The 10,954-nt window shown below is 45.2% G+C and carries 7 protein-coding genes and 1 tRNA gene; 2 read left to right on the forward strand and 6 right to left on the reverse strand.

Translation table 11 applies throughout. The features are described from left to right. Positions 1 to 43: 43 nt before the first annotated feature. From BM607_RS05580 to BM607_RS05595, 4 genes are all read right to left on the reverse strand, one after another. Positions 44 to 646, reverse strand: coding sequence for a beta-phosphoglucomutase family hydrolase (locus BM607_RS05580; protein ID WP_071939852.1), 603 nt, complete (start codon positions 644 to 646; stop codon positions 44 to 46). A 121-nt stretch (positions 647 to 767) separates the two neighbouring features. Then, a complete protein-coding gene (araA, locus tag BM607_RS05585) occupies positions 768 to 2,270 on the reverse strand; it encodes an L-arabinose isomerase (RefSeq protein WP_071939853.1) in 1,503 nt (500 codons plus the stop codon). Positions 2,271 to 2,331: 61 nt separating this feature from the next. After that, positions 2,332 to 3,039 (reverse strand): L-ribulose-5-phosphate 4-epimerase, encoded by a 708-nt coding sequence (locus BM607_RS05590; protein ID WP_071939854.1) that lies wholly within the window; start codon positions 3,037 to 3,039, stop codon positions 2,332 to 2,334. Between the two features lies 1 nt (position 3,040). Beyond that, a complete protein-coding gene (locus BM607_RS05595; protein WP_071939855.1) occupies positions 3,041 to 4,714 on the reverse strand; it encodes a ribulokinase in 1,674 nt (557 codons plus the stop codon). A 447-nt stretch (positions 4,715 to 5,161) separates the two neighbouring features. Between BM607_RS05595 and BM607_RS05600 the strand changes: the two genes are divergently transcribed. Then, positions 5,162 to 6,775 carry an MATE family efflux transporter gene (locus tag BM607_RS05600; RefSeq protein ID WP_071939856.1) on the forward strand — a complete coding sequence of 538 codons (1,614 nt, stop codon included), beginning with the start codon at positions 5,162 to 5,164 and terminating at the stop codon, positions 6,773 to 6,775. Continuing rightward, positions 6,772 to 7,335, forward strand: coding sequence for a hypothetical protein (locus BM607_RS05605; RefSeq protein ID WP_071939857.1), 564 nt, complete (start codon positions 6,772 to 6,774; stop codon positions 7,333 to 7,335). The genes BM607_RS05600 and BM607_RS05605 overlap by 4 nt, the downstream gene beginning before the upstream one ends. A gap of 170 nt (positions 7,336 to 7,505) precedes the next feature. Here the strand turns inward: BM607_RS05605 and trpD are convergent, their stop codons facing one another. Beyond that, entirely contained in the window at positions 7,506 to 10,589 is a 3,084-nt protein-coding gene (gene trpD / locus BM607_RS05610; RefSeq protein WP_071939858.1) for an anthranilate phosphoribosyltransferase, read from the reverse strand. 267 nt (positions 10,590 to 10,856) lie between these two features. Further along, positions 10,857 to 10,947 (reverse strand) — tRNA-Ser (locus BM607_RS05615). Positions 10,948 to 10,954: the final 7 nt, after the last annotated feature.

The raw sequence follows: 10,954 nt of genomic DNA on the forward strand, positions 1-10,954 counted from the left end.
GGCTCATTTTATGCCTATATTCGACAGGTTTTTAGTAGGATGGCTACGTTAGGAAATAATCGTTTTTAATATCAAAATCGATCAAGACATCGACCACAAACATGCCCGCTGATTGTGCTGCTTGAATACCTGCTTTTGCATCTTCAAACACGATACAACGCTCAGGGGCAATCCCCATCAACTCGGCGCAGCGCAAAAACGTATCTGGTGCAGGTTTGGGCGCGACGACTTGATCGGCACCAACCACATGGTCGACTAGCTCGAGTAAGCCGCACAGGGTTAAAATCTCAACCGCTTCCTCAGTATATGCGCCTGTACCTACTGCCATAGGGCGCTTGCCCTTATTCTGCTTGGCAAATTCGGCTAAACGGGTTGGCTTAACATAGAGGTGCATGGTTTCACGAACCAAGGCTTCTTTATAGTCATTCATAGCTTCACATGTGGCGTTCGGTGTTACACCAAAATGAGCAATTAAGATTTTAAGGGTGCCAATTGTAGGCACGCCAGCCAAGGATCGCATTAATGCGCCATCAATAGGTATCCCAAAGTGGGTTAATGTTTGTCGCCAAGCCTGTTCATGCAACTGGCCGCTATCGACCAAGGTGCCGTCCATATCGAAAATAATGCCATCAAAATCTGCGTACATACTGCTTTCCCAACCTTTAAGACTGAAATAAATTGACCAGCTCAACTCGTCTGACGTAAACACATTAACGTGTACAAATTGAAAAGCCGCCCTGAGGCGGCTTTGCACTATTAGCTTGAGATTATAGTCCTCTTGCTAGACCGTAATATACGGAATTCTGGCGAAGCTCATTTTTAAACTGACGAATACGAGTATCAGCATCAATGATCACCAGTTCAGCCCCCGCCATTTCTGCAAAATCGACTATATTGTCAGTGCTGATGGCTTGGCTATAAGCTGAGTGATGCGCGCCGCCCGCATTGATCCACGCTGCTGCAGCAATAGACAGATTTGGACGCGGCTCCCACAGTGCCGAGGCAACGGGCAGATTTGGCAATTCCTGTGGTGGTGTCACTGTATCTAATTCATTGAGAATAATACGAAAGCGGTTACCAAGATCGATAGTCGATACGTTAATGGCCGGTCCCGCTTTACCGGTAAATAGCAGACGCGGAACATCGCAGCGCACACCAATCGTATGACGGTGAACTTCTAAACGTGGTTTAGCGGCGGCAATTGACGGACACACTTCAAGCATGTGCGCGCCGAGCACTTGATCTGTCACGCCAAAGTTATAGGTGTAATCTTCCATAAATGAAGTGCCACCGGTGCGGCCTTGGCCCATCACTTTCATGATGCGTACCATAGCTGCGGTTTTCCAATCGCCTTCGCCGCCATAACCCATTCCGTTTGCCATCAAACGTTGTGTCGCTAGCCCAGGTAAACCCGTCATGCCAGTTAAGTTTTCAAAGCAGTTAGTAAAGGCACCAAACTCGCCATCTTTTAAGAATTGGGTTAAGCCCAGTTCGATTTGCGCTTCTTTTCTTAAACGGTCAAGTTGGTATTCATCGTTAAACAATTCATTACTAATGACATATTCGCTCGCGTAGCGGTCGATCTGAGCCGTGATATCATTTTCGCTAATGGCATTAATTGCATCATTTAGCTCACCTAAACTGTAGGCATGCACTTCGTAACCGAATTGAATCTGCGCCGCTACTTTATCGCCTTCGGTCACTGCCACTTGGCGCATGTTGTCGCCAAAGCGTGCAATACGAAGATTTTGGCTTTCGTTCCAACCGGCCGCAGCACGGCACCAATCGTCCACTTGGGCTTGTACATCGTTTGTTTGCCAATGACCTACTACCACTTTGCGCTCTTTGCGCATGCGGGTGCCGATATAACCAAACTCGCGGCAACCGTGGGCACTTTGATGGGTGTTCATGTAGTTCATGTTAATGTCGGCCCAAGGCAGCTCGGCATTAAACTGAGTATGCAAATGCATGAAGGGTTTGCTGAGTTCATTCAAACCCGCAATCCACATTTTAGCAGGCGAGAAAGTGTGCATCCACAGGATAACGCCTACACAGTTTTCATCACTGTTGGCCGCTTGGCAAACAGCATAGATTTCGCGGGGTGATTTAACCGTAGGTTTATAGACGACTTCCATTGAAATTGCGTCTGACTGATTAAAACCGTGGACAATTTGCTCACTATTTTTCGCCACTTGCTCCAACACTTTAGGCCCGTATAAATCCTGCGAACCGGTCACAAACCACACTTGCTTTTGTTTGAATGCTTTCATATTGTTCTCTACCCTATAAATTTGATGATACTGGTAACGTGAAACCGATTGATTTTATGCACTATTTACTTAGGGCACTGTTTTGGCCGTAATAGGCGTCTTTACCGTGCTTACGTAAGTAATGTTTATCAATAAGCTCTTGTTTTAATGGCGAGATATTTGGCGACAAGGTTTTGGTTAGATAAGCCATTCGCGCGATTTCTTCGAGTAATACAGCGTGATAAACCGACTTTGCCGCGCTGTCTCCCCAAGTGAATGGCGCATGCCCCGCTACGATTACCATAGGTGACTCGCTTGGATTTCTATCAGCAAAGCAATCGAGAATTTGTACGCCCGTTTCTTCTTCATAATCGCGGCTTATTTGGTCATCACGCATCACAGCAGTGCATGGGATCTCTCCGTAAACATAATCGGCTTGTGTGGTTCCCAAACAAGGAATGGCGATTTGCGCCTGCGCCCATGTAGTAGCATAAGTCGAATGTGTATGGGTGATGCCGCCAATACTCTGCCATTGACGGTATAAATAAGTGTGCGTTTTGGTGTCGGATGATGGACGTAAACGCCCTTCGACAATTTGATTTTCAAGATCGACGATAACAATATCTTCGATCTTGAGATCCTCATAGGGCACACCACTAGGCTTAATGCCAATTACACCGAGCCTGCGATCAACTTGCGACACATTACCAAAGGTGTAAGTCACTAAATTGCGCTTCTCAAGCTCCATATTGGCTTCATAAACTTCGCGTTTCAGTTCAAGAAATGACATGTTATTTGGCTCCATCAACATAATGCCCTAGGGCTAAATACGCTTGATAAAGCGCTTGGTATTTTTCAGCATTGGCAGGATTTGGCGCATAAGTTTTGGCGACATTAGAGGCCATCACGGCTTGCGCACTTAACACATCGGGATACACGCCTGCAGCGGTTGCGGCATAAATTGCGGCGCCCAAGGCACAGCTCTGCTCGCTTTCCAGTACGTCGATGTTGCAATTCCACACGTCAGCGCAGGTTTGCATGATGAAATCTGACTTTTTAGAGATACCGCCAATCGTGACGACTTGATCGATTCGCACGCCCTCTTCCTTGAAGCGTTCGATGATGGCTCTGGCTCCGTAGGCACTGGCTTCGACTAAGGCTTTAAACACTTGCGGTGCATGGCTGCCCATAGTGATGCCGCTGATCGCCATAGATACTGATTGGTCGGCATCGGGGGTACGACGACCGTTAATCCAATCAAGCGCGACGATACCAGTGTCACCCACTGGAATAGTCGCAGCAGCATTACCCAGCTCAGTTAAGGTTTCATCCTCGAGCTGTGCAATCAGTTTGGCTTTCACTTCCTCGTCAAATAACGCTGAAGTATTGATATTTTTAATTGGCCAAGTGGTGAGGTCCTTAAACCAAGCGTAGAGATCGCCAAAGGCTGACTGCCCTGCTTCAAGACCAATTAAACCTGGCATAACTGAGCCATCGACTTGGCCGCAAATGCCTTTAATACAGCGGGAGCCAATATCTTCATAACTGGTAACTGTGATATCGCAAGTCGACGTGCCCATCACTTTGGTGAGTACGCCCTCCTTCACATTGGCCCCCACCGCACCCGCATGACAGTCGAACGCGCCGAACGACACGATAACGTTGGTTGATAGTCCTAGATTGGCGGCCCACTCGGGCGTTAAGGTACCGCAGGTTTTATCTGAAGTGCAGGTTTCAACGGGTAAGCGATCACGAATTCCATCCAGTAATGGATCGATATCAACAAAGAATTCATTAGGTGGGTAACCATTCCATGACTCGTGCCACATGACTTTGTGACCCGATGCGCAGCGACCCGCCTTGTACACATTAGGGTGAGTTGTGCCTGTCATTAACGCTGTGATCCAATCACAGTGCTCGACCCAGCTGTAAGTTGCTTGTCTCACTTCAGTGTCATGGCGCAGTACGTATAATGCTTTGGCCCAGAACCATTCAGATGAGTAGATCCCGCCCTCATATTTAAGGTAATTCTCTTTGGCGACTTTAGACGCAGCGGTAATTTGCTGGGCTTCAAGAATCGCGCTATGGTCTTTCCACAATAAAAACATCGCATTAGGATTAGACGAAAATTCTTCTTTAAGCGCTAATGCCACGCCTGCTTCATCAACGGCAATCGGTGTTGAGCCTGTCGTGTCAAAGCTTAAACCACACACGTTTGCCGCTGCGCCTGCTGGTGCTTTAGCCCAAAGTCCATGTACAACCTCAATTAAACTTTCAATGTAATCTAAAGGATGTTGCCTAAATTGATTTTTAGCAGGGACGCAATACAGTCCCTTTTTCCAACGTGGGTAGTACACCACATTGGTAGCAACTTCAGCGCCGCTTTGTGTATCAACCAATAACGCGCGAACAGAATCAGAGCCGTAATCCAGCCCTAACGCGTAAGACCCTAAAACATTAGACATTAGCATCCCCGTACATTGAACTCTGCAATCAGCCAAGTGATCACAAACATTGTGAATATCATTTAGTACTACAATACTACTATAGCCTAATGGTATTACAATATTATTTTTATCAAAGGGTGATAATTTTTTTAACATCAGCAACAAGTTTATCGAGGTAATTGTTTTATAAGGATTTGCTGTTTCTGCTAAATAGCGACAAAAATGCATCGGCAGAAAATTCGAGAAGTGCTGAAAATCGGTGATTTGAGTTAGCGTGGTCTATCTGGTGATTGACATCGAGCGGATGAGTGAGAATAATACGCGGCAGGTTGCAGAGAAGCCTGTCCGCAAAAGATGATATCACTCTGATAAATTAACAGCGTTGCGAATCGATTTCATATCGAACCCACAGCAATCAAATAAGTTTGGCTTAGCGGAATGCCAATAAACTTAGGAGAATTGTTTGTGAAACATGCAACAGCCAACACTTTCAAGCCCGCCAGTATCAATGTTGAACCTTCTGACATTGTGTCCTTGGCAGCCACCGAAACACCCTCCCACGGGAAATCTCATTCAGGATCTCAGTCAACAGAGTCCTTAGGTACGTTAGCTATCCCTACTTTGTATTTGCGTTTTGCGTTACCCATGGCATTCGCCATGATGCTCAGCGGCAGTTACAACTTAGTCGACTCATATTTTATTTTGAAATACATCGGCGCCGATGCATTGGCTGGGGTAACGATTGCCTTCCCGTTACAAATGATGATTTTCGCTTTAGCCTGCATGATAGGAAATGGGACTGCGACCTTAGTGAGCCGATTTTTAGGGGCAAACGAGTTTAATAAGGCGAGTCAAATCGCGAATACCGGTTTCGCGTTAGCCCTATGTTGCGGCGTGATCGTCACTGTCGTGTCACTCGCCCAGCTCGATAATCTATTAGCGTTTATTGGGGTAAGCTCAACACTTGCCTTAGCTGCTACAGAGTATCTACAACCCATTCTCTGTTTTAGTCTGTTCACCTTTTTGTTATCCCTTAGCGGCGATTTACTCAGAGCACAAGGCAAAGTCGTGGTGATGCTGCTGGTTATCTTGTTGTCGGCGGTCATGAACATTCTGTTCGATACACTCTTTATTGCCGTTTTGGAGATGGGCGTAAGTGGTGCGGCGTGGGCAACGGTAGCGGGCCAATGTGTGAGTCTATTTATCGCCGTCGTCTATTTTGTTCCAAATAACCGCTTTGCCAATAAGCAGGCGCTTCATCGGCAAGCTGCCCAGCCTATTTGTTTTAGAATAGAGCAGATAAAGCTCAACCTCACTGAGATAAAAGCGATTCTTGGCTTAGGTAGCCCGATATTATTGTCATATCTTGGGATTGCCTGTGTGATCTCATTGGTAAATCATATTTTAGTCAGTCATTTAGCCAATGTAGTGCCCAATACGCCAGCGGCGAATGAGGTCGCGTACATGATCAGCGCTTATGGTTTGATCGGACGCTTTAATATCTTTATCGCCCTGCCGCTCATGGCTCTCACCAGTGCAGCACAAACGATCAGTGCCTATAACTATGGGGCGATGGCATCTTCTCGGGTGTTAGCGTGTGCTAAATGGGGAATCGTCTTGACTTGCTGTTATCTGAGTGTAGTGACAATCATATTTATGGGGTTTCCTACCTCAGTATTTGGTGTTTTCACCGATAATCACTCACTCATTGCCGCCTGTATTAAAATTTCGAGTGTGACGTTTATCGCCCTACCTTTGGCGGGGTTCACAGGTATTGCGATTGCTGTGTATCAAGGCACAAACCGCCCTAAGCTTGCATTGCTATTATCTGGGATAAAAATCTATGGTTTGTTATTGCCCCTGCTGGTCCTGTTACCTCAACTATCCTTTACAGATATTTCATTTATCACAGGTGTATTAAACATTAATATCATGCCAAACGCTTTGATTGAGTTATGGATGGCCTTTCCAATCACGGACATCTTAGCTTGTCTATTGAGTTTATTGATCATCAGTATTTGGCCTTTCATTCACGTGCCGCGAGCAAATCGAGTCAGTCATGGAGGTAATGCAAAATGAAGTTAGCCAATATGAAAGACTCAAGCACCATCGCATTAAATGAAACCAAAATTCGCGCTAAGAAGCTGCTCAAAGCTTGTCAGCAGGATGAGCCGTCAGCCAAGCAAAGAGTCACAACCTTAATAGCGAAGTTGGGCATCTTACACTCAGATCTCCAGCTTAAGCATTGCCAACAAGTTATCGCACGTGAGCTAGGGTTTATCGATTTTCATCATTGCCAGCGAGTCCTGTCGGGTCAAGCCATACTCGGGGATGATTGGGGAAACTTATTCCACACTAAGCAATGCGAGACGCTACTCAATCATTGGTTTACTGGCTATTTAGCCGCGCGTGATTTTAATGCACAAACTGAAGGCACATTGTTACTCCCCTACAAGAAGCAGTTTTTTGTGGTGGAGCGGCAGGATTACTGTAATGCGCTGAATTTGTCGATAATTTCGCAGCAGGTGGATAACGCCGGTGAACCGACAATCCTGCGGGATCTGGTGAGTAGCTATGCGAATGCAGACTGGAACGCCTTTGCGCTGGCCATGATCCAGCACAAACTACCCAAGGTGTAATACAAGGAAAGGCCTCATAAGATAAGGCTAGCACTAAGCTAGCCTTATCTATTACGTTTGCTACAAGAGTGAAATGGACAAAAATGCGCTCATAATCCACCGCTGAAATTGCTGCTCTTGTTAGCCTTAAAAGAGTAATACGTCTTTAGTTAATAGCGCCATGCAATAAGTTAATGCGTTAAAAACTCAGTTCGCCAAGCATTCAATGTGTTCGCTTTCATTGCGGGGGCATAGAGCCAGCCCTGCGCCATTAAAACCCTTTGCTCTTTTAGGAAATCTGCTTGGCTTTGGGTTTCTACCCCTTCAGCAACGACTGCAATACCGAGTTCTTTTGCCATGCTAATCATAGATTTCAACAGAGGTTCACCATTGCCCTCTTTGCCTATTCTTTGGACGAATATTTTATCCAGTTTAATATTCGTCAATGGCAAACTGGCTAAGACTGACAATGAAGAGTACCCCGTACCAAAATCATCTAGATGAATACCAAACTTTAATTCACGGCATTGATTGATAAATTCCAACATCCCAGCTTGGTTACTTATCAGGCAGCTCTCTGTGATTTCAATATCCAGCAAACCAGAAGCCTGCGTTTGCGCCGTTCTTAGTCTACTGATCAATTCTGGGTCCGCAAGTTGACTGACACTAAGGTTAATCGCAATTCTCAATGGGTTACCTTGTTCACACCAAATGGCTGCTTGTTGAGCCGCGGTATTGATCACCCAGTTACCAATCGGAATGATTAACCCATTCGCTTCACAGCGATTAATAAATTCATCGGGCCGAATATTTCCTCGCTCGGGATGCACCCAGCGAATTAACGCTTCGACACTGTGTATCGTGTTATCAGTTAAATTGACTTTAGGTTGATAGTGAAGTTCAAACTGATCTTTTTCAAATGCCAGCCTCAGATTTTGATCTAGCCACTGCAACTGCTGCACTTTCGTTAGCATACTCGATTCAAAGAAGTGCATCGCAGAGCCATCAATTTGCTCCGCTTCAGTAAGTGCGATATAGGTGTTACGGATAACCAGATCGGTACTGTTTCCATGTGTTGGATAGGATGCAATGCCGATTGAAATGTTAACGAAAACGGTGGCGTCATCTATTTTCAGAGGAATACACATACGATCAATAATTTTCTTAGCAATATCAGCAAGAATATTGGGGTCAACGACATTAGCGACGACAATTGAAAAGCGTATATCAGTTGAAGAGCCAAACTGGCAGCCTTCAGGGATCACCTCTGCAATCGCGCTAACGGCTTTGATAATCAACAATTCACTCATAGCAAGACCAAAATTACTGATCACGCGAGAATATCGGTTAAGTGAAATGCCTATAATTGAGAATGTTGAATTATTTGCCGCTAATGCTTCAATGTGTTCAAGCTGAGCCTGCCTGCTGGGTAAACCCGTTAGTTTATCCGTGTAAAGGAGCTCTCTTAGGGATAGCTTTTGCCGTTCTAACTTTTCTTCGTTTAAGCGAAAAGCCGTGACATCACGTGCAACACACATTATGCCCTTAATGTCGCCAAGGTAATCGATGAATGGTGTTAGGATTATTTCAACATATTCGCGGTGTTTGTCAGCGGCGTAGGTAAACCACTCTCGAGAATGTACGGCAGCTTTACGCCATAAAACTTGAGTCGCATTATCTTGGAGTGTTTTCGCGATAGTTTGTGGCAAGATATCTTGGATTGAATGTCCTTTGAGCTGACTTTCTGCTAACCCAACTAAATTTTCAAATTTACTGTTGCAGTTTAACAAACAACCATTTGTATCCATTAACCAAATTAGATCGGGCAACGTTTCGATGAGTGTCTTCAAACGTGCGCGTTTATCTTTTTCTGACGCTGCAATATGCATCTGTTGTGTCAGATCACGACAGATCAATATTACCCCGCTGCCATCGTCAATTGGAATTGCCGTTAGACCCAAATGTGAATGGTCTAAACTATCATCCCAGCGGATAGCTTTTCCTGTTGAGATAGCCTCCTTGATGTTATCAAGATGCACTAAAGCTGTCTCGGCACTCAGTAACTGACCATATGAACGTCCCGAAACCTCTTGGTATTCAATTCCTAGCTGAGCACATGCCAGCAAATTAGCCTGCTCGATTATTCCATCGCTACCTATGATCAATATGCCATCGGGTGATGCAGCAAGCATGCCTTGCCAAGTCCGTTCTGCAGTGCGTAAATGTTTGTTTTCTTTTTTAAGTGGCTGCGTAACGGGAAAAGAATGCGATGCTTCAATAAGATCGTGCAGTTTACGCGCTACTAAGCCGCTATCGAGCAAGTGCCCTGCTAAACTGATGCCTTCGTGAAAATTGGTGGCTCGTCCACCCAGAATAAGTGCACCAGCACTGTTTAACAGAATGGCATCTCTAGGTGCTCCTCGTATTTTCCCTGAGAATATCTGCTGAATTAACTCCGCATTTCCTCGTGGTCCTAACGTTCGGATATCGTGTAAACGGCAGCGCGTTAGTCCAACATCCTCAGGTGTTATCTCATATATCGACGTGCCATTGGTGCCTATTTCATGGATACAGGTTCGACCAAGTAGTGATACTTCATCTAAACCATCTAGCCCATGAACGACCATTGCCCTTCGTAGTCCTAACTCGCGGGCAGCATCAACGGTCATTTGTTGTAAATCAGAACGGTAAACTCCTAATAAATGTCGTGGAGCGCTAGCTGGGTTAACAAGCGGACCAATTAGGGAATAGAAGATGGTTTTTATGCCTAAGGTTGTTTCGACGGGAAGTATTCGTTTCATCACTGGGTTAAAGTGAGGGGCGTGTATGAAGGCGAGTCCGATCTCTTCAATCATTTTCTCTATCATGGGTGCTTGTAGATCTATTTTGACGCCCAAAGCCTCCAGCACATCTGCACTACCCGAAGGACTCGATAATGACCTGCTACCATGTTTTGCTACTGGGATACCTGCCGCAGCACAAACAATGGCAGTTGCAGTTGAGATATTAAAAGTACTTAGGCCACCACCTGTTCCGCAAGTATCAAGTAAATCTTCGGTGATCTTAGGTCTAACGGGAATAAGATGCGCATTCATAGCACGTACAATCGCGACGGTTTCGTTAGTCGTAACGCCTTTGGATGTTAACCCCATCAAAAACGCTGCAATATTAGCCTCGCTAACATCGTCGCAATTAACGTCATTGATAAAAGATATGATTTCGTCTGAGGACAATGCTTGTTTTGCCACTAAGTGCTTCAGCGTCTCACGTATCATAAGCCTACAACTGTGTGTAATAAATGACTGATAAAATGAGTATAGATGACAATTTGTACGAGCTATATGTTTTATATCTGCATGTATACGTTAAAAATAGACTGATTATGCACAGTTGCGTTGCTGCTAAATGGCATCGGTAGAAATAAAATGACTGATGGTTTTTTCGTGGAATGTGCTGAAGAAGCAATATTTGAATTAAAACCTAAGGTTCATATTGTAAAAACAAAAAAGGCCATCATTGCTGATGGCCTTTCGCGTAAAATATGGCGGAGGAGTAGGGATTTGAACCCTAGGTGGGCTATAAACCCACGCCGGTTTTCAAGACCGGTGCATTAAACCACTCTGCCACCCCTCCGAACGAG

The sequence above is a fragment of the Shewanella sp. SACH genome (assembly GCF_001887095.2).
Taxonomy (GTDB): Bacteria; Pseudomonadota; Gammaproteobacteria; order Enterobacterales; family Shewanellaceae; genus Shewanella; species Shewanella baltica.